Raw genomic sequence first — 26,582 nt, 5'->3', positions numbered from 1 at the left:
GTTCCTCATTTTCTTATATAAATTAATTTAAGATCCTCGCCGACGGGCTCACAAGATTGCAGTTGCCATAAAGGCGCGTCGGCGAGTTTGGTTAAATTCGGTAAATGGCAAAGATCTCTGGCTTGATCGCCCAGCAGTTTCGGCGCCATGTAAATAATCAGTTCGTCCACCAGATTTTCGTCAATAAGCGCGCCGGCTAAGGTCGCGCCGGCTTCCACCCAAAGGGTATTTATTTGACGTTTGCCTAATTCCGTCATGAGTGCCTGCAAGCGGGTTTCGCCATGACGTCGCGCTAACTTGACATAATCTGTGGCGGGCGGAAAGCTCGTTGAGGCATAGTCGTCTTCACCGACCAGCCACACCGGAGCGTCCGTTGAAAACACCTTAAAATTCGACCGCACTTTATGAGCAGAATCCAGAATCACGCGCACCGGCTGGCGCAAATTTTCCTGCGTATAACGGGCTTGCACCTCAGGCGGCAATTCATCCCAACGCACATTTAAACTCGGGTCATCCGCTAGCACCGTTTGCGATGTGGATAATATCGCCGAGGCTTTGGCACGATATTGCTGCACGTCCGCCCTTGCCTGCGCACCGGTAATCCATTTGCTTTCACCGTTCGCCATGGCGGTTTTGCCATCAATACTCATGGCAAGTTTTAACTGTACGAACGGCTTACCCGTGCGCATACGTTTCAAGAAACCTTTATTGAGTTGCTCGGCGTTTTCTGCCAATAAACCCACCGCACTTTGAATGCCGGCATCGGTTAAAATCTGTAACCCTTTGCCCGCCACCAGCGGATTCGGATCGCACATGGCGGCAATCACTTTACCGACACCGGCTTCCACCAACCCTTTGGCGCAAGGCGGAGTTCGCCCGAAATGAGAACAAGGTTCTAACGTCACATAAGCTGTCGCGCCACGGGCATTTTTCCCCGCCTCGCGTAACGCCATCACTTCCGCGTGCGGCTCACCTGCCCTAAAATGAAACCCTTTACCCACAACTTTGCCCTCTTTCACCAACACGCACCCCACGGAAGGATTGGGCGTGGTGGTAAATTCGCCCTGTTTGGCTAAATCAAGGGCGAGCTGCATAAAAGCGGCATCTTGCGGGCTAAATTGGGCGTTCATTAGTGATCTTTGAGGTTTTCGATTTCCTGACTAAATTGGTTGATATTATCAAAACTTAAATAGACGGACGCAAAGCGGATATACGCCACTTTATCCAGATTTTTAAGCTCATCCATCACCAGCGTGCCCACTAATTTGCTCGGCACTTCACGCTCACCGGTAGCGCGTAATTGATGAATAATACGGCTAATCGCTTTTTCGACGTCATCGGAACTCACCGGGCGTTTTTCCAAGGCGTGCTGAATCCCCCGACGTAATTTATCTTCGTTAAACGGCTCACGATTGCCGTTGTTTTTAATAATTTTCGGCATGATTAATTCTGCCGTTTCAAAGGTGGTAAAACGCTCGTGACAATGACCGCACTCTCTGCGCCGACGCACCTGAAAACCATCGGAAACCAAACGACTATCGATAACTTTGGTTTCTTCTGTAGAACAAAAAGGACAATGCATATTTGCCTCCCAATCATAAATAGCGAAAAAAATAACCGCACTTTAGGCTGTTAATGGGCGGTTATTTTACAAGTTATTTGCACAAAGTGCGGTATAAAAATTAAAAATTTTACCGCCCTGTCACAACAAACGAAGATAGACGGTAATTTCTTCCCGATCGTGATACAGATGCTTCGCCTGCAACTGAAACTTGAGTCCCTGTTGCGACAACTTATCCGCAATAAATTGCAGACATTGTTGCACTTCCGCATAGCGTTTTTTCATGGGCAGTTTCAAATTGAAAATCATGCTGTGACACCAACCGTTCAGCAACCATTTCACCATTAACTCGGCAATTCGACTCGGCTGCTCCACCATGTCGCACACCAGCCAATCAATTTTACCTCGCTTCGGCGGCTGAAATTTAAAACCGTCTTCCGCGCAATGCTCAATGCGCCCCGTCTCGTGCAGGCTTGCCGCCATTTTGCCGTGATCCACCGCATACACAAACAGACCGCGCTTGACCAACTGATACGTCCAACCGCCCGGACAAGCACCAAGATCCACGGCGTACATAGTGTCGTTGAGCAATTCCGCTTCTTTTTGATGCGGAATAAAAGTCAAAATCGCCTCTTCCAGTTTCAATGTCGAACGACTTGGCGCTTCCGACGGGAATTTTAAGCGCTGAATACCCATTAAATGCGCGGAATGGTTATGGTTGTAGGAGTAGCCCACATAACAAGCGTTATTCCGTAAGAAAAAAATGTGCAACGTCAGACCGCACTTTGGGTTGTTTTTAGCGTTCAACCAACCCTCTTTTTTCAAGGCTTGACGCAAGGGCACGGTGAATTTACGACAAAATCCGAGCAATTCCTTCGCTTCGTTAGTGTCGGCGGTTTCCACCCACAATTCGTTACTCTTTTGCAAGGGAACAATGTCAACAATTTGTTGATATTGTTGAACAATCGGTGTAATACGATCTTGTTGCGGCAAATCCGTTAATAAATCGGAGACCACCAACATTTGACGGGCAAAAATCAACTGCTGAAACGGCAATTCACGAGCCAATAAATCCGCCTCGCCGGGCTGATAACATTCAAAAATCACATAACCGCTGTTTTCTACAACACGAGCAAAGCCGAACACACCTTTTCCCGCCGCTTTATCGGTGATTTCCGCCGCCAATTCGCGTTCAAATCCCATGCGGCAATATAACGCCAACTTATTCATTTTCTTGTTTATTTTCTTCTTGATTGATAGTTTGGATAATCCAAGAACGGAACGCCACGATACGCTCGTCATTGCTATTATCTAAATGATTGACCACATAAAAAGATTTCGGATCGCGTAAATTGGTGTCAAATACCGTCTCCAAGTTGCCGTTATCCAGCTCCTGCTGGGCTAAAATGCGATTGGCAAGCACAATGCCCTGCTCATGAATCGCCGCCTGCAACGCCATAAAAGTATGGCTGAAAATCGGGCCTTGCTGAATATTCAAATCGTCTAATTCCAAATAATTCGCCATATGCTGCCAGTTATCACGGGCGTGGATATGCAATAGTGTGTGATGTTTTAAATCTTCTCGCTGATAAATCGGTTTTTGCGCTAATAATTTCGGCGAGGCAAGAATCAATAAATCTTCTTCCACCAACCGATCCACCTGCAGGTTATCCCAGTTGCCTTTGCCGTAATAAATGGCGATATCAATATCTTGGCTGAGTAAACCTTCGTCCTGATCCACCCCTTTCAAGCGCACTTCAATGTCGGGATAAAGTTTGTTGAATTCGCTCAAACGCGGGACTAACCACTGAATACCAAAGGTTTGCGGCACGCTGATAGTTAAATGTTTATCGGCTTTTAAGGCGAGCAGTTTGTCGGTGGCTTCTACCAGACGGAAAAGAATTTTCGTAATATCGGCATAATACGCCTTGCCGAAATCCGTTAATTCTAAGGCGCGATTCTTACGTTTAAATAGCTCCACGCCTAAAAAATCTTCCAATAGCTTAATTTGGTGGCTAATCGCCGCCTGAGTAACAAAAAGCTCATCTGCAGCTTTGGTAAAACTTAAAAACCTGGCGGCAGATTCAAAGGCTTTAAGCGAATTTAACGGTGGCAAACGCTTATACATGGCAATTCCTAAATAATTTATTTATAGATGCGGTTAATCAGATTATTTTTTTTTATAAATCTAATAAAAAAATCTCTTTTGCCCAATATTTCCATTCTACTTACAATACAACCATACTTAGTATCTGGTACTTCTTGTTGGTTAAAGAGTTTCAAATTAAGTATGATGTTGTGTTTGCATATTGTTTGGTTGTTCCAAACGGAGTAACAAAAGTTACTATTTCATTTCCTGTATATTAGGCTTATTCGCCGAACACCGCTCCCTAAAAAGAGCGGTGTTTTTTATGGGTAAATTTTAGCATACTTATCCGCCGATTTCTTGCCTCCGCTCACAAATCCGAATAGCCGTCGATTTATTCTTCTAAAATTTCATTTATTTTTACGATTAAAATATTTTAAATCCTAATGGAATGGTGTAGATTAAAAATCATTTAAATAACACATACACATAAGGAAAAAGCATGTCAGACTTACTTGATTGGAAAAATCTCGGCTTCAGTTATATCAAAACAGATTATCGTTTCATCGCACATTGGAAAGACGGAAAATGGGACAACGGCGAATTAAGCACAGACAGCACGCTGCATATTCATGAAGGCTCCACCGCCCTTCACTATGGTCAACAATGTTTCGAAGGATTAAAAGCCTACCGTTGCAAAGACGGCTCCATTAATCTCTTCCGCCCGGATCAAAATGCCAAACGTATGCAAAATACCTGCGATCGCCTCCTCATGCCGCAAGTACCGACCGAATTATTTATCCGCGCCTGTAAAGAGGTAGTCAAAGCCAACGAACGTTGGGTCGCGCCTTATGGCACCGGCGCCACATTATATTTACGTCCATTTGTTATCGGTGTCGGTGAAAACATCGGCGTACGCGCCGCACCGGAATATATCTTCTGCGTATTCTGCTGCCCGGTAGGGGCTTATTTCAAAGGCGGCATGAAACCGTCCAACTTCTTGGTAACCGATTACGATCGCGCCGCACCGCACGGCACCGGTGGTGTGAAAGTCGGCGGAAATTATGCCGCAAGTTTGTTACCGCATGAACTTGCCGCCGAACGCAAATTCGCCGATGCCATTTACCTTGATCCGAAAACCCACACCAAAATTGAAGAAGTGGGCGCGGCAAATTTCTTTGGCATCACCCGCGATAACAAATTCATCACCCCGCTTTCCCCGTCCATTTTGCCGAGTATCACCAAATACTCTTTGCTCTATTTAGCGAAAGAACGCTTGGGCATGGAAACCATTGAAGGCGATGTATATATCAACGAACTGGATCAATTCGCAGAAGCCGGCGCCTGCGGAACGGCAGCCGTGATTTCACCTATCGGCGGCATTCAATACGGCGACGACTTCCACGTTTTCTATTCCGAAACCGACGTCGGTCCAATCACCAAACGCCTTTACGACGAACTCACCGGCATCCAATTCGGTGATGTGGAAGCGCCGGAAGGTTGGATTGTGAAAGTAGATTAATGTCAACTTAAAGAGAGAAAAGTGCGGTCGAAAAACGCTGTGTTTTTTCACCGCACTTTCCTCTATGCAATAGATAAAGAGAAATCCGAAATCATAGAAAATAACGGCTCAAGGTGAATAAAAAATCCCCTTAGTTTTTTAACTAAGGGGATTTTGAATATTTATCGTCTAAATCCGAAAGCTACCACTGATAGCCGTATCCTGCACCAAATGATGCCTTGCTATTTGTGTTAATTGAACCGTTTAATTTAATCACATGTTTGGAGCTATCGGAGTTTTTTGAATAGCCCACCGCAATTGCGCTGGCACCTTCATAGGTTCCGGTCCCTACCGCCAGCATGGATTTACCCGGCAAATAAGCCTGTGGAAGAGATGCCATCGCGGCGGAAGATGCGCCAATACCTTTGAGATCCTTACGGGTTTTATCCAACTTAGACTCAAGGTTAGTCACCTTGCCCTCCAACGCATTATAATTATTTTGATTACGTTGAATCTGATCGATTCTTGCATTCAACGCATTATTGTAATTATCCGCTTTAGCACTTACCTGATTAATTAGTACCGTATTAGCCTCACCTGCCGCTTTATTATCGGCAATAGCCTGCGAATGCTGCGTTACATCGGAGCGCACATTATCAATAGCGGCTTTGTTGTTTTCGATATTTTGCTTATTCGTCGCAATAGCTTGTTTATTCGTTGCAATTTCTTGCTGATTGGCTGTGATGGCTTGTGTATTCGTAGCAATATTTTGTGAATTGGTATCAATAGCCTGTTTATTCGCTGCAATATTCTGCGTATTGGCAGAAATATTTTGTTTATTTGCCTCAATATTCTGTTTATTTGCGGTGATATTCTGCGTGTTAGTTGTAATCGCCTGTGTATTGGTGGTCACATCACCTTGAACGGAAGTTATCGCGGCGGTATTCTTCTCGACTTCATTCGCTACAAGCACTACGTCATCTTTTAACAATACAATATTGTCATTATTTGTCGCCACTTGATTTGCCACCATATAAAGCTGGCTACCATTAATGGCATCCGTAGAGGCGGAATTAATTTCCCCCGCCGCCACATTTGTGACGCGTCTTTCTTTATTAGCCGCCCCCACAGAAACCACACCATCCGCGGCTTTACCGGCGAAACCGGAATATGTGACAGACCCGACAGTTGCCTGATCTACTGTTGCCGTATTCACCACACCATTAGTCACTGTCGCGGAATTTTCGCTACTGTCATTACCTAAAATCACATTATTACCGCCCGTCGCCGTAATATTGGAACCGATAGCGACATTTTTGTTGCCTAAAATAGTATTACCAAAGCCCATAGAAAGAGTTTGCTGCCCAGAAATGGTGGTTGGATTTTGGATGGAATGCGTGCGGGTATTTGAATCATAGACAACCGTGCCGCCGCCGAAGACTAAAGAATGGTTTGCGTTAGCGGTTGTAGTAACGCCGCTACCAACAACATGAGATTGCTCCGCACTTAAATTGTTATGGCTACCATAGACATTCTGATAGTCGGCAGTTGAGGAAATGGTATTACGAGAACCGACCAGATTATTTTCCACAGCAAATAATTTGTTATAAGAGCCTAACACATTAGAGTCGCGGGCGGAGCCTGCAAGACCCGCTGAAGTGCCACTTGAATAACCAATCGGATTTCCGTTTGCATCAAATGATGCAACTTGAGGATTCAGAACACTCAACTCATTAAAGTTACCAATTAAAGCAACGCGGTTGGCAAAATTAAGGTTACCGCTACCAATAACCGTGGAATAGGTGCCCTGATTATTGTGAGCAAAACCAACTGCGATATTTGCAGTTGGATTGGCTATATTGTTTGTACCACTATTTATCGCAGCAGCATTCGCATTCGTCGCAACAACCGTAGCGCCAAATAAAGCTAAAAATAAAGGGGATTTTTTCATAATTGATTCCTTGTTTAACGAAATTGATTTAACAAGTGCATAAGCCATGCACAAAATTTGTGCGGGGATTCTACTTAATTATGTTCATAACTTCAACGCATCATTCTGATTAAGCATAAAAAATCCCCGCAAACGCGAGGATTTTTCAATGTTGAGCAGGCGTAATAAAAAACGCAGAAAATAATGACCGCACTTTTACGTTACGCCGATTTAACGTTTATGAATTCACAAACTTCTCACCCAATTCAATATCTGCACGCAAGGTTGGCAACATGGCTTCTAAGGCTTGTTGTTCAAAGGCGCTGAGTTTGCCGATAGGTAAAATTTCTTCCACGCCTTCTTTACCGAAACGAACCGGTTGGGCGAAGAAGCGGGCGTATTTGCCGTCGCCTTCCACATAGCTGCATTCCACCACGGTTTCGCCTTGTAAACCGCGAACCACGGCGTTAGCAAAACGGGCTGCGGCTTGCGCCATGGATAGGGTTGCGGAACCGCCGCCGGCTTTGGCGTTCACCACTTCGGTACCGGCATTTTGAATACGTTTGGTTAACGGTTCGATTTCGTCGTCTTTCCATTCAACGTATTGCACTTGAGATAATAAAGGAAGAATGGTCACGCCGGAGTGTCCGCCGATAACCGGCACGATAGTGCGGTACACGTTTAAGCCTTTCAATTCGGAAATAAAAGTTTCGGAGCGAAGCACGTCTAATGTGGTCACGCCGAACAATTTACGCTTGTCGTAAACGCCCGCTTTTTTCAACACTTCCGCCGCGATAGCAACAGTGGTGTTGACCGGATTGGTGATGATGCCGATACAGGCTTTCGGGCAGGTTACAGCGACTTTTTCAATTAAGTTACGCACGATACCCGCGTTAATGTTAAACAGATCGGAACGATCCATCCCCGGTTTACGCGCCACACCGGCGGAAATTAACACGACATCCGCACCTTTTAATGCAGGTGTCGGATCTTCACCCGCAAAACCTTCTACTTTCACCGCAGTCGGAATATGGCTAACATCCACGGCAACGCCCGGTGTGACCGGCGCAATATCGTAAAGTGAGAGTTCGGAACCTGCCGGCAATTGTAGTTTCAGTAACAATGCTAATGCTTGACCGATACCGCCTGCGGCACCTAAAACAGCAACTTTCATTTCATTCTCCTCATATAGTAAAAAATAGGTAGTTAAAAGATCTGGAAAAATTGTACGCTGATCAATTTTTAAATTCAAACGGACAAATGCAAATGTGCGATCTAACTCAAATTTTTTCTTTTATATTAACAAGCACCACGTAAAAAACGCATCCAAAAAGAACCGCACTTTTATCGCCCAAATAAATATTTATTTGCTAAAACCGCTATTTTTATGCAAAATTCAGCCACCTAAACATAATAAGAGAAAACCTTATGTTGAACGAAAATACGGACAGTCTGAATAAAGTCTTCAAAGATCTCCTCCGTCAGGAAAAATACGGTTCGCAAAATGAAATCGTCGCCGAATTGCAAAAAATGGGGTTCGCCACAATTAACCAATCCAAAGTGTCGCGCATGCTCAGTAAATTCGGCGCTGTTCGCACCCGCAACACCCGCATGGAAATGGTCTATTGCCTACCTAGCGAACTAAGCGTGCCGCATACCCGTAGCTCCTTGAGGGATTTGGTGTTGGACATCGATCATAATGATATGCTGATTGTGATTCGCACCACACCGGGCGCGGCGCAACTCATCGCCCGACTGCTCGATTCGGTGAGCAAAATGGAAGGCATTTTGGGCAATATTGCGGGAGACGACACCATTTTTGTGACGCCGACCCAAAACACCGATATCAACAGCTTAATCTTGCGGATTCAGGATTTATTCGAAAATTCCCTTTAATTTCAAAAACGGAGGAAGCGTATGAAAATTCTTATAACCGGTGCCACCGGCTTTATCGGCAGTGCATTGATTCCTTCGTTATTAGCCCAAAAACATCAAGTCACCGCGCTCGTGCGCAATCCTGCCAAGGCGCAAAAACACCTCCCCGCCGCCGTTGAACTCATTAATACGCTGGATTATTTTCAACATTTCAATCAATTTGATGCGGTCATTAACCTGGCGGGCGAACCGATTTTTGACCATCGTTGGACGGCAAAACAAAAAGTGCGGTTGGAATCCAGCCGTGTTTCATTAACGGAAAAACTGGCGCAACTGATAAACCGCAGCGATACCCCGCCACAATGTTTTATTTCCGGCTCGGCGACGGGATATTACGGTGATTGCGGCGAACAACTTATTGATGAAAACACCCCGCCGGCAGATAACTTTGCCGCGCGCTTATGCCAACAATGGGAAGCGACCGCATTAAAAGCTAACACGCGGGTGTGCTTGGTACGCACGGGCATTGTGCTCGGCACACAAGGCGGCGCGCTGGCGCGAATGTTGCCGTTATACCGTTGCGGACTCGGCGGCAAACTCGGTTCGGGCAAACAATTCTGGGGCTGGATTGCCTTGGCGGATATGGTGCGCGGGATCTTATTCTTATTGAACAATCCCAATTGTCACGGCGCCTTTAATTTTGTTGCGCCGCACGCCGTACGCAACGCCGAATTCAATACATTATTAGGTGACGCCCTGCACCGTCCGCACTTTGCAAGCGTACCGGCGTTTATGCTGAAACTGTTGCTCGGCGAACGCGCCGGTTTGCTGCTCGACAGTCAAAATCTTGTGCCGCAACATTTGCTAGCGCAAGGCTTTCAATTTGAATATCCTGATCTCGCCGAATTCTTCGCAGAAGAAATCCCCGCCGAATAAAATCCATCTAAATTTTCCACCGCACTTTTTCTAAAATACGCTTTTCGGCGTATCAAAAAGTGCGGTCGTTTTTGCTAGAATTTCTCCCAATTTTTTATTGTTCTTAAGCCCATAAATAGCGATAATACACCGCTTATACGAACGAATTGAACTCTATGACACATTACATTTTACTGATCATCGGCACGGCATTGATTAATAACTTCGTGCTGGTGAAATTCCTTGGACTCTGCCCGTTTATGGGCGTTTCAAAAAAGATCGAAACCGCCATCGGCATGGGTTTGGCAACCACTTTCGTGCTGACGGTGGCGGCGCTGTGTTCCTATTTGGTGGATAACTATATTCTCACGCCTTTAAACGCCACCTTTTTACGCACCTTGGTTTTCATTTTAGTGATCGCCGTGGTAGTGCAATTTACCGAAATGGTCATTAATAAAACCAGCCCGACCTTATATCGTTTATTAGGGATTTTCCTGCCGCTGATTACCACCAACTGCGCCGTGCTTGGCGTGGCATTGCTGAACGTCAATCTTGCCCATAATTTAACGGAATCCGTGGCGTATGGCTTCGGCGCTTCCGCCGGTTTCGGGCTGGTGTTGGTGCTCTTTGCCGCGTTGCGTGAACGCTTGGTTGCCGCCGATGTGCCGATGCCCTTTCGCGGCGCGTCCATCGCCTTGATTACGGCAGGTTTAATGTCCCTTGCCTTTATGGGCTTCACCGGATTAGTGAAACTATAATGACCACGTTCTACTATGTACTCATTGCCATTGTCGTCTTGGCGCTGATTTTCGGCGCCATTTTGGGCTTTGCGTCGGTCAAATTGAAGGTGGAAGCGGATCCTATCGTAGAAAAAATCGATGCCATTTTGCCGCAAAGTCAGTGCGGACAATGCGGTTATCCCGGCTGCAAACCTTATGCGGAAGCCATCGCCAACGGCGATGTGATCACCAAATGTATTCCCGGCGGGCGTCCTACGGTAATCAAAATTGCCGAATTGCTCGGCGTGGAAGCGCCGGAAACGGATGATTTGGCGGAAGATCCCGCACCGAAAGTGGCGTTTATTGATGAAAATATGTGTATCGGCTGCACAAAATGTATCCAAGCCTGCCCGGTGGATGCCATCATCGGCACCAACAAATCCATGCACACCATCATTCCGGATTTATGCACGGGCTGCGAACTTTGCGTAGCGCCCTGCCCGACCAGCTGTATTAGCATGATTAAAGTGGAAAAGAATATCGATACTTGGGATTGGAAATTCGATCCTAATTTAGTCATCCCGATTGTTGACACCACATCGGCCGAGAAGAAAATCATTGTGGGGAAATAAATGGCTGATGTATTAACAGGTTTCAACAGCGGCAAACTTTGGGAATTCGACGGCGGCATTCATCCACCCGACATGAAATCCCAATCCAACGGCACGCCGATTCGCCCCCTGCCTTTACCGGAAGATTTTTATGTGCCCGTCAAACAGCACGCCGGAAACGCCGGGAATTTACTGGTCAAACGTGGCGATCATGTATTAAAAGGACAACCGCTCACCCAAGGCGACGGCTTGCGCACCCTACCGATTCACGCGCCTACTTCCGGCACAGTGATTGATGTGGCGCCTTATGTCGCCGCCCACCCGTCAGGCTTGCCGGAAACCTGCGTGCATATCAAGGCCAACGGTTTGGATCAATGGCGTGAACAAATGCCGTTGGAAGATTTCCTCACGCAAACGCCGGAACAGCTGATCGAAAAAATTTACCAGGCGGGTATCGCCGGTCTGGGCGGCGCGGTATTCCCGACGGCAGCCAAAATTCATTCCGCTGAAAAACAGGTGAAACTGCTGATTATTAACGGTGCGGAATGTGAACCTTACATCAGCTGCGACGATCGTCTCATGCGTGACCATGCCGATGAAATCATCGAAGGCGTACGCATTTTGCGCTACATTTTGCGACCTGAAAAAGTGGTTATTGCCGTAGAAGACAACAAACCCGAAGCGGTAAAATCCCTAGAACGCGCCTTGCACGGTGCCAACGACATGGAAATCCGTGTTATTCCAACCAAATATCCTTCCGGCGCGGCGAAACAATTAATTCAAGTGTTAACCGGCATGGAAGTCCCGAGCGGGCAACGCTCTTCCAGCATCGGCGTGCTTATGCAAAACGTGGGAACCGCTTTTGCCATTAAACGCGCCGTGATAAATGACGAACCGTTGATTGAGCGCGTGGTGACCCTCACGGGCGATAAAATTCAAAACAAAGGCAACTATTGGGCGCGCTTCGGTACGCCGATTTACCATCTATTGCGGGAAACCGGCTACCAATATGATGACCGCTTCCCGGTGTTCATGGGCGGTCCGATGATGGGCTTTATTCTGCCCGATTTAAACGCGCCGATGACCAAAGTGACCAACTGCCTGTTGGCGCCGGATCATTTTGAATACGCCCCGCCGGAACCGGAAAAAAATTGTATCCGCTGCTCCGCCTGCTCCGACGCTTGCCCGGTAAAATTGATGCCGCAACAGCTATATTGGTTTGCACGTAGCGAAGATCACGAAAAATCCGAAGAATATTCCCTCAAGGATTGTATTGAATGCGGCGTATGTGCCTACGTTTGCCCGAGCCACATTCCGCTAATCCAATATTTCCGCCAAGAAAAGGCGAAAATTTGGGAAATCAAACACAAAGCCAAATTGGCGGAAGAAGCGAAAATCCGCTTTGAACAACGCCAAGCCCGTTTGGAACGGGAAGAACAGGAACGCAAAGAGCGCTCACAACGCGCAGCTGCCGCCCGCCGAGAAGAACTGGCACAGCAAAAAGGCGTAGATCCGGTCGCCGCCGCGCTGGAACGCTTAAAAGCGAAAAAAGCGGAAACGGCAGAAAGTACGCTGCCGGCACAAAAAACCATCGTTGATGAAAAAGGCCAAATTCAACCGGATAACAGCGACATCATGGCGCAACGCAAAGCCCGCCGTTTAGCCCGCCAGGCGGAACAAGCGGCGCATTCGCCACCTGAGGAAACGGAAAAAACACCTGAAAAAACCACCGCACTTGAGGACAAAAAATCCGCCGTTGCCGCTGCCATCGCCCGTGCCAAAGCCAAAAAAGCGGCGCAGCAAACGGAAACCGTAGAAGCTACCGAACCTGAAACGGCAAAAAGTGCTGCGGTCAACATTTCCGATGAAAATCTAACGGAAAACGATCCGCGTAAAGCCGCCATTGCTGCCGCCATCGCCCGAGCCAAAGCGAAGAAAGCGGCGCAGCAAACGGAAGCCACAGAACCAGCCGAACCTGAAACGGCACAAAGTGCGGTCAATATTTCCGATGAAAATCCAACGGAAAGCGATCCGCGAAAAGCCGCCATTGCCGCCGCTATCGCCCGTGCCAAGGCGAAAAAAGCCGCGCAGCAAACGAAAACCGTAGAACCAGCCGAACCTGAAACAGAACAAAGCTCGGTTAAAAATTCTGATGAAAATCCAACGGAAAGCGATCCGCGTAAAGCCGCTATTGCCGCCGCCATCGCACGCGCCAAGGCGAAGAAAGTGCAACGTGAAAACACGCAACAAGATTAAGGAACGATAAATGTTTAAGATGATAAGTTCACCCCATACCCATTCCGGCAAACTCACCGCCCGCGTGATGTTTTGGGTGATTTTCGCCATGATTCCGGCAATCGTGTTGCAGGTGTATTATTTTGGTTTTGGCGTGTTGATTCAATCTGCGTTGGCAATTAGCTTTGCGTTGCTGTTGGAATTGGCGGTTACGCGTTTACGTAAAAGACCGATGCTGAGCTACATTTCCGACTTCAGCGTGATTTTGACCGCACTGATTCTTGCCGTTGCCATTCCGTCTTACGCGCCCTATTGGATTATTCTGATCGGCACATTTTGCGCGGTCATTCTCGGCAAGCACGTTTACGGCGGCTTGGGGCAAAATCCGTTCAATCCCGCCATGGTGGGCTATGTGGTGTTGCTCGTGTCCTTTCCGTTACAAATGACTACGTGGATGCCGCCGATTGCGTTACTATCGGAGCCGCCAACCTTCAATGATGCCGTATTGTTAATTTTTTCCGGGCTCACCTCCGACGGTTTTAGTCTGCACCAGTTAACCTCCTCCATTGACGGCATAACACAGGCGACACCACTGGATACGGCGCGCACTTTCTATTCTACCCTTTGTTCCGATTGCAACGCCGATGTGGCATTTTATGATTTGGTGAAATTACCGATTTTCATGCAAAATAGCTGGGATGTTGCGCAGGGTTGGTGGCAAGTGAATGTGGCATTTTTCATCGGCGGGCTATTCTTAATTCTGAAAAAAGTGATTCACTGGCAAATTCCCGTAGCAATGTTAGGCAGTTTTGCCTTGTTGAGTTTGTTTACCGAATTATTCGGCGACAGTGCGCAGTTAAGTGTACCGGCGCAGTTGGTAAGTGGCGCCATGATGTTCGGCGCATTCTTTATCGCCACGGATCCCGTTACCGCCTCCATCACCCCGCGTGGCAAACTGGTATTCGGTGCTTTAGTTGGAAGCCTGTTGTATTTAATTCGTTTTTACGGCAACTACCCTGACGGCGTGGCTTTTGCTATTTTACTCAGCAACATTTGTGTGCCGTTAATCGATCATTACACCCGCCCGCGCGTTGCCGGCCATCGTCGATAAGGAGAAAGTATGCAAACCCTAAAAATCACCTCCAAATACGGCATATTATTGGCATTTGTGGCATTTTGCTGTACAGCGATTTCGAGCGGCATTTACTTTTTAACCAAAGACAAAATTGATGAAGCCATGCAGGCGCAACAACGGGCGCTGTTGTTGCAAGTGATCCCGCAAGACTATTTCAATAATGATCTGACGCAAGATTGCTACGCGCCGCAGGTAAGCGAGTTACAAGCCGTGGCTATCACAAAAATCTGCACAGCGAAAAAAGACAGTGTGACAACCGCTTATGCCTTTGAAAGCGTGGCACACGATGGCTATTCCGGCGACATTCGTATTTTAGTGGGTATGAAACCGGACGGCGAAGTGCTCGGCGTGCGCATTACGGAACACCACGAAACACCGGGCTTGGGTGATAAAATCGAACCTCGTATTTCCGATTGGATTTTCAGTTTCAATCACCAAGTCATCAGCAAAGACAAGGCGGCGGAATGGGCGGTGAAAAAAGACGGCGGCAAATTCGACCAATTTGCCGGTGCCACCATCACCCCGCGCGCCGTGGTAAATCAAGTGAAACGGGCTGCACTTGCCATGCTGGATAATCTGCCGAAAGAGAAAGAATAATGGATAAATTAGACGATATTACGGAAACGCCGCCACCAAATGACACTAAAAGTGCGGTCAACATTTCCGATGAAAAACACATTTGGAAAAATATTTTCATCCAAGGCGTTTGGACCAACAACTCCACGGTGGTGCAACTGCTCGGCTTATGCCCCCTATTGGCAGTCTCCAACTCCGTGACCAACGCCCTTGGGTTGGGCTTAGCCACAATGCTGGTGCTCACCTGCACCAACACCGTGGTTTCCGTTTTCCGCAAACAGATTCCGAATGAAATCCGCATTCCCATTTATGTGATGATCATCGCCACGACAGTCACCGTGGTGCAATTATTGATGAACGCCTACACCTATGCGCTTTATCAATCTCTCGGTATTTTCATCCCGCTCATCGTCACCAACTGCATCGTAATAGGGCGAGCAGAAGCCTTCGCCTCCAAGAACAGCATTTCCCATTCCGCCTTTGATGGCTTCTCTATGGGATTCGGTATGTTGCTCGGCTTAGTCGCCCTCGGCGGTATCCGTGAAATCCTCGGCAACGGCACGCTATTCGACGGCATTGAAAATTTATTAGGCGACTGGGCAAAATTTATGCGCATTGAATTTTTCCATAACGACAGCAATCTGTTACTTGCCATTCTCCCGCCGGGCGCATTTATCGGATTAGCCTTGTTACTTGCACTAAAAAATATAATAGATACAAAAAAGTAGTTGAAAAACGAATAACGCTCAGATAATTTTCCCCATCTAATTTGCCTGAGCGACTTAGAATTTTTAGGAAAATTTAGTCTGCCTGAATAACGCCGTTGCGAGTTCTAAATTTTCCGTAAAGAAAATTCTAACCAAGCTCAGATAAGCAAATTAGCTTGGGGTGTGTTTTTTGTTACTTTTTTGCACAAGCAAAAAAGTAGAGAGAAATTATGAATAAAGAAAAACGAATCGAAATCTTAAAACGCTTACGTGCCGCCAATCCGCACCCAACGACAGAGTTGAATTTCAGCTCGCCCTTTGAATTATTAATTGCGGTAATTTTATCGGCGCAAGCCACCGACAAAGGCGTCAATAAAGCGACGGACAAACTGTTTCCCGTCGCCAATACGCCGCAAGCGATTTTGGCGTTAGGCGTAGATGGCTTAAAGGAATACATCAAAACCATCGGCTTGTTTAATAGCAAGGCGGAGAATATTATCAAAACCTGTCGCGATTTAATCGAAAAACACCACGGCGAAGTGCCGGAAGATCGTGCGGCACTGGAGGCTCTTGCCGGCGTAGGCAGAAAAACCGCCAACGTGGTTCTCAACACTGCATTCGGTCACCCTACCATCGCCGTGGACACCCATATTTTCCGCGTGTGCAACCGCACAGGTTTTGCGCCCGGCAAGGATGTGGTGAAAGTGGAAGAAAAACTGATTAAGGTCGTCCCTGCCGAATTTAAAGTGGACGTCCATCATTGGCTAATTTTACACGGGCGTTACACTTGCGTGGCACGCAAACCCCGCTGCGGCGCGTGCATTATTGAAGATTTATGCGAATATAAAGATAAAACAGAATATTAAAATTTAAGAAATACAGGAAAACTTATGACAACAAAAAAACCGGAACGACAAACTTGGTCCAGTCGATTAACTTATGTGCTTACCGTTGCCGGCGCAACCGTAGGTTTTGGTGCAACCTGGCGCTTTCCCTATTTGGTGGGCGAACACGGGGGCGGCGCCTATGTGCTGTTATTCTGTTTAGCCATGATTTTAATCGGAATTCCGATGATCTTAGTGGAAAACGTCATCGGTCGTCGTCTGCGGGTTAATTCCATTGACGCATTCGGCGATAAAATCCTCGATAAAGGCAAAGGCATTTCCAAATACTGGAAAATCATCGGTTACATGGGCTTACTCGGTGCCTTCGGCATCATGGCGTATTACATGGTTCTCGGCGGCTGGGTGATTACCTATATCATTAACTTAATCACCGGGACCTTAGATATTTCCACTCCCATCACTAAAGACGTCGCCAAAGATTTCTACGATTTGCACATCAGCAACAGCCCCTTAGAAATTATCATTTACACTGCACTTTTCGTATTAGTCAATTACATCATCTTGGCGAAAGGCATCATCGGCGGTATTGAGCGCGCCGTGAAATACTTAATGCCGTTGCTGTTCATCTTCTTAATCGGCATGGTGATTCGCAACATCACCTTACCGGGCGCCATGGAAGGGATCACGTTCTACTTAAAACCGGATTTTTCCAAAATCACCGCCGAATTATTTATTTTCGTCTTAGGGCAAGTCTTTTTCGCCTTAAGCCTCGGTTTCGGCGTATTAATCACGCTTTCCAGTTACTTAAATAAAGAAGAAGACCTGATTCAAACCGCCGTGATTACCGGTTTCACCAACACCATCATCGCCGTACTCGCAGGCTTTATGATTTTCCCATCCCTATTCACTTTCGGCATCGAACCGAACGCCGGTCCGACCTTAGTTTTCCAAAGTCTGCCGATCGTGTTCTCCCATTTATGGGCGGGTAAATTCTTTGCCATCATTTTCTTCGGCTTATTGCTGATTGCCGCGCTGACCACCTCTATTACGATTTACGAAGTGATTATCACCGCGCTTCAAGAAAAACTCAGAATGCGCCGCAGCAAAGCCATTATCTTGACTCTCGGCGGTATTTTCCTCTTTGGCAACGTGCCGGCGATTCTCGGCGATAATTTATGGAAAGACGTCACCTTCTTCGGCAAAAGCATTTTTGACGCCTTTGATTTCGTCAGCGGCAACATTCTATTCATGCTCACCGCTCTTGGCTGCGCCATTTTCGTAGGTTTTGTGCTGAAAGACGAAGCGAAAAAAGAACTCTCACCAACACCGAACTCCACTTTCACAAAAGTATGGTTCAACTATGTGAAGTTTGTGGTGCCGTTTATTATTTTGGTGATTTTTGTGAGTAACCTGATTTAACGAAAAAGTGCGGTGAATTTTCACCGCACTTTTTTCTTATTCTAATCCTGCTGACGCGCGTCTCCCGACGCGTGTCTTTATTTTTTAATATTCACAATTATCACAGCAAATACATTCAGACTCCTCCGCAATATTCCGCCTTAGCTCTGCATTCTCATTACCCATACTCCATCTTCACAAAGTCCGGATGCTCATACATCAATAGCTTTTCTATGTGATCTCTATCACAAATCAAACAAAACAATATTGAAACGTTTCATTATGAAGATCAATAATTACACTAAATTGATACGTTTCAATATATAGAAGGAGACTCATGATGAAACTACTTTTCTTAGGCACTGGGGCGTCCGAGGGCATTCCTAACCCTTACTGCAAATGTGAATTATGCGAAAAAACCCGAAAAAACGGCGGGAGAGATGTGAGATCGCGTTCTTCTGCGATTATTGATGATGAAATTCAAATCGACATTTCACCTGAATTTTTTCATCAGGCGCATATAAACCATGTTGATGTCACCAACATTAAGGATTTACTGATTACGCATACCCACCCTGATCATTTTAATGTGGGCGAATTACATAATCGGGTACGCAATTTCGCCTTTAATGTGGAACATCCGATGTATATCTACGGCAGTGACAAGGCGATTACCGGCTGTTTAAACGGCATCGTTGATCTCACGCCCGATCGTTTTAACCTTTCTATTCTCATTCCGTTCGTTACCGTCACTACCAGTAGCGGCGCGCGCATTACACCGCTCATTGCCAATCATGAAAAATGGGAAATGTGTTATATCTATTTCATTGAAAAACAAGGTAAATCTATTCTATATGGGCATGATTCCGGGTATTACTGCGATTTAACTTGGGACTGGTTAAAAAATAAAAAAACCGACCTTATCGTGTTGGAGTGCACCTATGGTTATCGCGATAACGACAAAACCGATAATCACATGAGCATTGAAACCGTTATTAATATGAAGAAGAAATTCGGTGAAAACGGCAATTTACAGCCGCATACGCAAATTTTAACGTCTCATCATTCACATAGCTGCGGATTGGATTATCAAGGCTTGGTGGATGTGTTTAAACCTCATGGCATTGAAGTCGCCTATGATGGACTCATCAAAACGATTTAAAGGAGAAAAGATCATGTTTAAGATTCCTCGTCTGTTTGTCATGATGTTTATGCAATATTTTGTACAAGGTGCCTGGAATATGACCATCGGCGCCGTATTAGCCACCTACAATATGAAAGAAAGTATCGGTTCGACCTATTCTTTATTGGGTTTGGCGACGATTATTTCTCCTTTATTTATCGGTATGATTGCCGATAGGTTCTTCGCTTCGCAAAAAGTGATTTCTATCCTGCATATTTTAAACGGGTTAGTCATGTTGTTATTACCAAGTTATATATTGGAAGGCAATGTGAGTATGTTCTTGTTTTTGATCTTCGTGGTGGGGCTGCTTTATTACCCGACAACGGCTTTGTCTAACAGTATCGCCTTCCACCATATTTCGGAACAAAAACTGTTCCCTTACATTCGGGTATTCGGCAATATCGGTTTTATTGTTATCGGTCTGATTATGGGGCATTACAAGATATTTGATAATGTGATCGTCTTCAAAGTTGCGGCAATTTCCGCTGTGGTTTGCGGGATTTATTGCTTAACGCTGCCAAATACCCCTCCGGCCTCTAAAGGTGCGAAATTAGATCTCCGAACCATCTTATGTCTAGATGCTTTATCTTTATTTAAGGATCGGTATTTCACTATTTTTATGCTCGCCACGTTTGTACTGATGATCACCAAAACCGCTTACAGCGCATATATTCCCGTGTACTTGAAAGTGTTGGATATGAACTCGGCGAATATGATGCAAATTGCAGTCGGCGCGGAAGTCTTATTTATGGTGCTGTTGGTTGCCATGTTGAAACGGTTTGGATTCAAGATCGTCATCATGCTGGGAATTATCGGTTGGGTCATCAGAATGTTTATATTCTCTCACGCGGCCATTTCCGAAGATTATTTCACTTACATTCTTATCGGTTTGTTACTGCAGGGTGTCTGCTGGGATTTCTTCTTCACCGCAGGCGATGTATATGTCAACTCTAAAGCCCACGAAAGCATCAAAGCACAAGCGCAGGGACTTCGTTTTATTGTTTCGAACGGTTTCGGCGTGTTTATGGCGTCATCCGTTATCGGTGCGATAAATAACCGTGTCGTCACCGAAAAAACAATGCCTGCCGCCGCACCACAATGGTCAGAATTCTGGTTATATCCGGCCGGGGTGGCACTTGTCGTCGGAATTCTTTTCTGGATCTTCTTTAAAGATTCTGAAGAATTTAAAAAATAATGACACAAAAATACAAGTAGTGAGAAATCTATTATGATGTTATATATCAGCAATATTTATGAACAAATATCCGGATTTTTTCATATTAATATTATGATTAAATTATTGCTGGCAATGCTATTAGGCGGAATAATCGGATTCGAAAGAGAAGTCAAAAGCAAACCGGTCGGAATAAAAACCTGTATTATTATTTCTATCACTACTTGTATTTTAACTGCGGTATCTATTGCCTCCGCCGAATACTATGCCACTTTATCCGATAATATCAGAACCGATCCTATGCGCCTCGCCGCTCAGGTAATTAGCGGCATAGGATTTATCGGAACCGGCGTCATATTACATAAAAACGATGATGTCGTATCAGGCATTACAACCGCAGCAATGATATGGACTGCCGCTGGTATTGGTATTACTATTGGTGCAGGATTTTATGGTGAAGCCATTATTGTTGCGGCCTGTATTTTATTAACATTAAAATACAGCAACTATCTGAAATTAGTGATCCCCAAAAAGAATCCGAAAAACAACGTTAGTATTGTTTTAAACGTTATTAATGAGAATGTCGAATCTATTTTAAGGGACTTAGAAATAAAAAAATTAGACATAAACACAATCAACATTAAGGAAGCCACTGAAGAAAATATCATATTATCCATTTCAGGAAATGTTATCGACGAAATCTCATATTGGGATTTATATCAATATTTAAAAAAATTCAAAAGTATTCGTTATATTGAAATCAGTTATTTATGATTTTACCGCTTCAGAGAAAACATTGTTAAGCTTTTCTGCGGAGACAAACTTATCAAATTTTCCCGTTAAATACTCAAATAGAATGCAACCGACTTTTTTCTCGACGTCAATTAAATTAATCGCTTTATCGGTTGCAATAGTGTTTTCTCTGATACCGTTAAAATCTAACTGCTCTATTGTCGGGATCCACGGATAACGTTTAATAATTTCTTGATTAAGAAAAGTGTTTTTTCTTGCAGAAACCCCACCAAGCAGAGCGTACATCTCATTGATTTCATCACTTAGAAACCAATTAAGAAATAATTCGGCTTCCTGACGTTTTTGACAGTTTCTTGTTATGGCAAGACTTCCTCCGCCGATCAACGGTTTTTTCCCGGGGACAGGGACGCAGCCTATTGATGCAGGAAGACTATTTGATAATTGAGAATAATGATTGGCATAAATAATTAACATTGCCGTTTCTCTTTTTTCAAAAAGTTCAACCGCTTTACTCCACCAATTATCTTCAACCAAAATGGCACTATCCATTAAATGCGATAAGTTTTCCAAAACCAACAAAGCATTTTCTTTATTAAAAAAAGATTTTCCGTTTATAAAAATATTTTCATTTGCTACAGCATAATATCGGATAAAAAACTCTAACGCTAATATTTCATAATTATCAATAATAGAAGTCCCATATTTTACCGAGAAGTTATTAAAAAGAGTATTCCTAAAAAAAGAAGATATTTTATTGAATTCATCAAAATCTGTCGGAGGATTTAGCTCCTCTTTATATATTTCATAATACATTCTTCTAATAACCATATCTTCAAACAAATCTTTATGATAAAAAAGCACCTGAATACTCGGGTCAAACGGAATGGCATAAAAAATCTTATTTACTAAACAAAATCGCTCAATAATGTTTTTTGAATAATATTCCTCTAATTCACTTAAAGGAATAAAACTCATCGGTTGAAGGCTGTGGTACAGACAAGGTAGCCGCTCCATATCAATCCGTACAATATCATATTTTTCATACTTCCTAGGATTACTCAGGATAGTTGAAATTTCTTGGAAAGAAACGGTATGAAGATTTACCCGTATTCCTGTTTGACGGGTAAAATGAGGAATAATTTTTTGTAAGGCGTCTGTTGATGGACTTGGAATAGAAAGAATGTTTAATACCTTATTAGAAATTTTATCACAAGATAAAAATTGGAAACCTTTATTTAAATAATTTCCATTTATCTTCTCACCTTTAACTTTATTTATTATTTTCTTGGCAATAGATTCATAACTAACATAATACTTAACAAATCTATTATCATAGCTAAATTTTGCCCCGGTTATAGCATAGATTTTAGGCGGAACAAGATTAGAGAAATAAAAGGCATTATAAATTTCTTCAGCTTTCTCCAAGCTCATTGTAATAATTGCCGGTAATTTATTTTCAATAACAAAATTAACGATTTCAAAAGACCCATCGCTCTTAAAATAAAATAATTTAATTTTCTCGGAATGATAACGCTTGTTTTTCAGTATAGTACCAGCACAGGAATAGCCATCTTTATAGATCTGCTCAATAACATCATGAAAAATAGAATCATAATCAAAATTAATATAATTCCTTGCACCTTTTAATTTATTATAAACAAAAATAATATCCGTTTTTTTATCATCAAAAAAATCATAATAAGATTTAGCATCAACAAGACATGATGAGGTAATAATAACTTGCGACGGCTCCCCTAATATTGTTTCAATGATTTTTTCTTCTTTTACTTTGTCATTATTAGTTAAGTATAAATTTATACTATAACCTTGAGCAGAGAAATAAAAATCTAATGCTTCGTAAAGAGAATAATATTCGGAAGAGCTAATATTAGGAAATATGATGGAAATTTTATTATTTGTTCCTGATTTCAGGATACTTGCTTGTGTATTTTTCTGATAACCCAATTTTTTTATAGCATTTTCAACCAATTCAATTTTTCTTAGGCTTACATTATTCTTTTTATTGAGGACGTTTGACACTGTCCCCAGTGAGACCCCGGCCTCTTTTGCGATATCTTTTATGGTTGCCATATTCCGCCTATAAAAATCAATAACCGTATCACCACATTCTATCTGATTACCCAATAAAAGAACACAAGCGACATCATTTGCTACGTTTTCATAAAATCACATGAAAGAAATCCATCAGAAAAAGCAAACAAAATCAGCCGGTTATTTTTAGCATAACGAGACTTCGATCAGCAGAATGATAACGTATTCGTGACTAACAAAAAGTGCGGTAGATTTTAACCGCACTTTTTGTTACTGCCTCTATCTAGCACAACGTCAACGCCTGCTGCACGATATGCTGTGCGGTGAGCTCGTATTCGTTCATCAGAAAATCTAATGAACCCACTTGCCCGTAGCGTTCTTTAATGCCTATGCGGCGCATTGGTACGGGGCAATGTTCCACCAGCACTTCCGCCACAGCCGAACCTAAGCCGTTTTGAATGCTGTGGTTCTCACAAGTGACAATCCTGCCCGTGTTTTTCGCGCATTGAATGACGCATTCCTGATCCAGCGGTTTGAGAGTAAACATATCCACCACAGTGGCTTCAATGCCTTGTTCTGCCAGCATATCCGCCGCTTTCAAGGCCTCCGCCACCATAATGCCGTTAGCGATTAAAGTGATGTCTTTACCTTCGCGCAGGATTTTGGCTTTGCCGATGGTGAAGGTGTCATTTTCATCGTAAATTTTGACCGCACTTTTTATTCTTAATAGTTTTGCTATTGAAGAGAACTCTTCATAATATTCTGCAAATACGTATTTCTTGATAATAATTCGTCTAATGAACCGCTATCGCTTATTTTTCCTTCATCAAGGATATAAATCATGTCGGAATAACGGAATGTCGTCGGTCGATGACTTATACTAATTTTAATTGCATGAGGAAATTCTTTCACAATATTATCTAGAACACGTTTTTCATTGATTAAGTCTAAAGAAGATGTACTTTCATCAATGATAATTATATCCGGTTGTCGTAAAAATAAACGGGCTAAAGAAATCCGTTGTCGTTGCCCGCCTGAAATTGTCATGCCCCGATTTCCTAATTTCATATCCAATAAAGACATTCTATCTTCTTCCGAAATTTCGGAAGCATCAAAAAAACAGGCTAATTCTAAGGCTTTTAACAAATCCTCATCCGTTGCTTTTGGGTTTGAAATAAGAAGATTAAATCTTAACGTATCCATAAATATAAATTCATCCTGAGAAACAAGATACATTTTACTTCTTAGTATTTCATCTGAAAAAGAATTTATATCTTTATTATTAATTAATATCTTTCCATGATAATTATCACAACTACGAAACAATAATTTTGCTAGTGTTGTCTTCCCAGAGCCACTTTCGCCGGTCAGTGTAACAAATTGTCCTTTATCAATGTGCATATTAATCTGATTTAATATTAAATCCTTAGGATCTTCATAACAAAAAGACATATCTGAAACAGTGATGGATAATAGGTGATTATCTTCGTTAGTACTATTATCAGAATAATTATTTTTAAACTTATTAATAAACTCGCTTAAAAAAGCAATAGATTGGGTCATTTGACTATAATTATTTGACAAAATTTCTATTGGCGCAGATAACATCATTATATACGATGTAATCATCACAAAATGCCCTATAGAATAATTTCCATTAATAACAGAATAAATCGAATAGATAAAACTAAATCCAAGTAATAAAATACTAAGAATAGTGTTAACTAAAATCATTTTATTTGTATATTTGACATATGACCATGCAATTTCCTTCTCCGCATCAAGAGAATTTTTATATCTATCAAATAACATATCAAATGCATTATTATTTTTAGCTAATAATATATTTTCAACAGAATCTATTTGTATTTCATATGTATCTCTCCCCGCATCCATTAAACGCTGTTTTATCATTGTTAATTTCTTTGTAAAAAAGTGAGTATTGATCCAAAGAAAAATCATATAAAGCACAAAAAAGAATAATATGACGACATCACCACTTAATAAAATAATCATCATTGCAATTACTAACTTTAAAATCGGATCAAAGAATCCATTAATAAAGAGATTAAACAGTTGATGCATCTCATTATTTAGTTGAACAGACTGTTGCGCAATCGCTCCCGAATTATTTCGTTCAAAGAAGCTATTTTTCTGAGCATATAAATAAAGGAAGAATGAATGTGAAAATACTAATTTTCTGTCAATTTGCAAAAGCATTATCATTGCAGAGGATAATACAGGGAGCAAACGTCCAAAAGATAAAGCAATAATATAACACATTGATAAATAAAATATAAAACTCATATTCCCAGTCGATCCATTAGACGTTATTTTATTAATAATTGATGCCAATATGACCGGTAATATTGACACCACAATAGAACTTAATACGCAAACAATTATTGTTATTAACAACAACCTCTTTTGTTTACTGTCAAATTCTTTTCTAATATAGTTAATTAAATTAATCATTATTTAGCCTTAAAAATTTATTTTCCTGTAATAAAATAAAAGGTAAGCTTTCATAAAGTTAGACGTTAAATATATTATAGAGTTAAATAAACACATTGAGGATGAGTTTCCGCTAACACGCGTTCCCAACACGTACCTTTTCTTTGTTTGAATACTTAACCATACGTGTTAAAAGATCAAAGCTGTTCGAAACATCATAACTAAATAATAAAAAAGGAAAAATTGGCTTTCCTTGTTTACGGGTGAAGCCCTGAGGGATGTTCTCCCCCGTTGGCGCCTTTGGTAAAGCCAATGCTCAAAACGCTTTTCGTTTTGTCCCCCAGAAACAGGAGAAGGAAAGATATTTAGGAATATCAATATATTAACAATATTTCGAACAGCTATAATCAGAAGATGTGCACCATCCTCCAAGCATCAAAACAAACTCAACGCCTGCTGCACGATATGCTGTGCGGTGAGCTCGTATTCGTTCATCAGAAAATCTAATGAGCCCACCTGTCCGTAGCGTTCCTTAATGCCGATGCGACGCATTGGTACGGGGCAATGTTCCACCAGCAATTCCGCCACGGCGGAGCCTAAGCCGTTTTGAATGCTGTGATTTTCACAGGTGACGATTCTACCCGTGTTTTTCGCGCATTGAATGACGCATTCCTGATCCAGCGGTTTGAGAGTGAACATATCCACCACGGTGGCTTCAATGCCTTGTTCTGACAGCATATCCGCCGCTTTCAAGGCCTCCGCCACCATAATGCCGTTAGCGATTAAAGTGATGTCTTTACCTTCGCGCAGGATTTTGGCTTTGCCGATGGTGAAGGTGTCATTTTCATCGTAAATTTTGACCGCACTTTTAC

23 protein-coding genes and 1 pseudogene are annotated in these 26,582 nt (G+C 43.3%); 14 read left to right on the top strand and 10 right to left on the bottom strand.

Translation table 11 applies throughout. The annotated features are described in order from the left end of the window. Window positions 1-5: 5 nt before the first annotated feature. The 4 genes from ribD to DK430_RS08775 all read right to left on the bottom strand — a co-directional run bounded on the left by ribD (window position 6) and on the right by DK430_RS08775 (window position 3,689). Window positions 6-1,130: a bifunctional diaminohydroxyphosphoribosylaminopyrimidine deaminase/5-amino-6-(5-phosphoribosylamino)uracil reductase RibD gene (gene ribD, locus DK430_RS08790; protein ID WP_109078691.1), complete on the bottom strand. Its 1,125-nt coding sequence runs from the start codon at window positions 1,128-1,130 to the stop codon at window positions 6-8. Beyond that, window positions 1,130-1,582 (bottom strand): transcriptional regulator NrdR, encoded by a 453-nt coding sequence (gene nrdR / locus DK430_RS08785; protein WP_109078690.1) that lies wholly within the window; start codon window positions 1,580-1,582, stop codon window positions 1,130-1,132. The genes ribD and nrdR overlap by 1 nt, the downstream gene beginning before the upstream one ends. A 120-nt stretch (window positions 1,583-1,702) precedes the next feature. Next, entirely contained in the window at window positions 1,703-2,791 is a 1,089-nt protein-coding gene (gene rlmM, locus DK430_RS08780) for a 23S rRNA (cytidine(2498)-2'-O)-methyltransferase RlmM (protein ID WP_109078689.1), read from the bottom strand. Next, a complete protein-coding gene (locus DK430_RS08775; RefSeq protein WP_109078688.1) occupies window positions 2,784-3,689 on the bottom strand; it encodes a transcriptional regulator GcvA in 906 nt (301 codons plus the stop codon). Before DK430_RS08775 ends, rlmM begins: the two co-directional genes overlap by 8 nt. Window positions 3,690-4,149: 460 nt before the next feature. Here DK430_RS08775 and DK430_RS08770 point away from each other — a divergent pair, with 460 nt between their 5' ends. Beyond that, window positions 4,150-5,169 carry a branched-chain amino acid aminotransferase gene (locus DK430_RS08770; RefSeq protein WP_109078687.1) on the top strand — a complete coding sequence of 340 codons (1,020 nt, stop codon included), beginning with the start codon at window positions 4,150-4,152 and terminating at the stop codon, window positions 5,167-5,169. Between the two features lie 181 nt (window positions 5,170-5,350). Here DK430_RS08770 and DK430_RS08765 read toward each other — a convergent pair whose 3' ends face one another. Together DK430_RS08765 and mdh are read right to left on the bottom strand one after the other, a co-directional pair. After that, complete coding sequence (locus DK430_RS08765; protein WP_162616827.1) at window positions 5,351-7,099, bottom strand: YadA family autotransporter adhesin; 1,749 nt, start codon at window positions 7,097-7,099, stop codon at window positions 5,351-5,353. A 217-nt stretch (window positions 7,100-7,316) separates the two neighbouring features. After that, on the bottom strand, window positions 7,317-8,252 hold the full coding sequence (mdh, locus tag DK430_RS08760; RefSeq protein ID WP_109078685.1) for a malate dehydrogenase: 936 nt from the start codon (window positions 8,250-8,252) through the stop codon (window positions 7,317-7,319). Between the two features lie 254 nt (window positions 8,253-8,506). Here mdh and argR point away from each other — a divergent pair, with 254 nt between their 5' ends. The 13 genes from argR to DK430_RS08695 all read left to right on the top strand — a co-directional run bounded on the left by argR (window position 8,507) and on the right by DK430_RS08695 (window position 21,225). Next, window positions 8,507-8,974, top strand: a complete 468-nt coding sequence (gene argR, locus DK430_RS08755) for a transcriptional regulator ArgR (RefSeq protein ID WP_109078684.1) — start codon at window positions 8,507-8,509, stop codon at window positions 8,972-8,974. Between the two features lie 21 nt (window positions 8,975-8,995). Next, on the top strand, window positions 8,996-9,889 hold the full coding sequence (locus tag DK430_RS08750; RefSeq protein WP_109078683.1) for a TIGR01777 family oxidoreductase: 894 nt from the start codon (window positions 8,996-8,998) through the stop codon (window positions 9,887-9,889). Between the two features lie 155 nt (window positions 9,890-10,044). Further along, a complete protein-coding gene (gene rsxA, locus DK430_RS08745; RefSeq protein WP_109078682.1) occupies window positions 10,045-10,626 on the top strand; it encodes an electron transport complex subunit RsxA in 582 nt (193 codons plus the stop codon). After that, window positions 10,626-11,219: an electron transport complex subunit RsxB gene (rsxB, locus tag DK430_RS08740; protein ID WP_109078681.1), complete on the top strand. Its 594-nt coding sequence runs from the start codon at window positions 10,626-10,628 to the stop codon at window positions 11,217-11,219. The genes rsxA and rsxB overlap by 1 nt, the downstream gene beginning before the upstream one ends. After that, window positions 11,220-13,454, top strand: coding sequence for an electron transport complex subunit RsxC (gene rsxC / locus DK430_RS08735; protein WP_109078680.1), 2,235 nt, complete (start codon window positions 11,220-11,222; stop codon window positions 13,452-13,454). It begins immediately after the preceding gene. 10 nt (window positions 13,455-13,464) lie between these two features. Further along, window positions 13,465-14,544, top strand: coding sequence for an electron transport complex subunit RsxD (rsxD, locus tag DK430_RS08730; RefSeq protein ID WP_109078679.1), 1,080 nt, complete (start codon window positions 13,465-13,467; stop codon window positions 14,542-14,544). Between the two features lie 9 nt (window positions 14,545-14,553). After that, window positions 14,554-15,165 carry an electron transport complex subunit RsxG gene (rsxG, locus tag DK430_RS08725; RefSeq protein ID WP_109078678.1) on the top strand — a complete coding sequence of 204 codons (612 nt, stop codon included), beginning with the start codon at window positions 14,554-14,556 and terminating at the stop codon, window positions 15,163-15,165. After that, window positions 15,165-15,872 carry an electron transport complex subunit E gene (locus tag DK430_RS08720; RefSeq protein ID WP_109078677.1) on the top strand — a complete coding sequence of 236 codons (708 nt, stop codon included), beginning with the start codon at window positions 15,165-15,167 and terminating at the stop codon, window positions 15,870-15,872. Before rsxG ends, DK430_RS08720 begins: the two co-directional genes overlap by 1 nt. Before the next feature lie 209 nt (window positions 15,873-16,081). Continuing rightward, entirely contained in the window at window positions 16,082-16,717 is a 636-nt protein-coding gene (gene nth, locus DK430_RS08715) for an endonuclease III (protein WP_109078676.1), read from the top strand. Window positions 16,718-16,741: 24 nt separating this feature from the next. Further along, a complete protein-coding gene (locus tag DK430_RS08710) occupies window positions 16,742-18,115 on the top strand; it encodes a sodium-dependent transporter (RefSeq protein WP_109078675.1) in 1,374 nt (457 codons plus the stop codon). A 316-nt stretch (window positions 18,116-18,431) separates the two neighbouring features. Then, complete coding sequence (locus DK430_RS08705; RefSeq protein WP_239496806.1) at window positions 18,432-19,256, top strand: MBL fold metallo-hydrolase; 825 nt, start codon at window positions 18,432-18,434, stop codon at window positions 19,254-19,256. 13 nt (window positions 19,257-19,269) lie between these two features. After that, window positions 19,270-20,472, top strand: coding sequence for an MFS transporter (locus tag DK430_RS08700; RefSeq protein ID WP_109078673.1), 1,203 nt, complete (start codon window positions 19,270-19,272; stop codon window positions 20,470-20,472). A 93-nt stretch (window positions 20,473-20,565) separates the two neighbouring features. Further along, a complete protein-coding gene (locus tag DK430_RS08695; RefSeq protein WP_239496805.1) occupies window positions 20,566-21,225 on the top strand; it encodes an MgtC/SapB family protein in 660 nt (219 codons plus the stop codon). On the opposite strand, the gene DK430_RS08690 is transcribed toward DK430_RS08695, so the two are convergent. The 4 genes and pseudogenes from DK430_RS08690 to DK430_RS08675 all read right to left on the bottom strand — a co-directional run. Continuing rightward, on the bottom strand, window positions 21,220-23,295 hold the full coding sequence (locus tag DK430_RS08690) for an extracellular solute-binding protein (protein ID WP_109078671.1): 2,076 nt from the start codon (window positions 23,293-23,295) through the stop codon (window positions 21,220-21,222). The genes DK430_RS08695 and DK430_RS08690 overlap by 6 nt on opposite strands. 244 nt (window positions 23,296-23,539) lie before the next feature. Continuing rightward, window positions 23,540-23,974: pseudogene (locus DK430_RS08685) on the bottom strand (transketolase family protein); the annotation flags it as partial. 17 nt (window positions 23,975-23,991) lie between these two features. Next, entirely contained in the window at window positions 23,992-25,731 is a 1,740-nt protein-coding gene (locus DK430_RS08680; RefSeq protein WP_109078670.1) for an ATP-binding cassette domain-containing protein, read from the bottom strand. A 414-nt stretch (window positions 25,732-26,145) separates the two neighbouring features. Continuing rightward, window positions 26,146-26,582 (bottom strand): transketolase family protein (locus DK430_RS08675; RefSeq protein WP_275425150.1); only part of this gene is annotated, 437 nt, incomplete at its 5' end.

This window comes from Aggregatibacter kilianii (assembly GCF_003129965.1).
In the GTDB taxonomy this organism is placed as follows: Bacteria; Pseudomonadota; Gammaproteobacteria; order Enterobacterales; family Pasteurellaceae; genus Aggregatibacter; species Aggregatibacter kilianii_A.
Note: the sequence above shows the minus strand (reverse complement) of the source record. Positions and strands in the feature narration are given on the sequence as shown.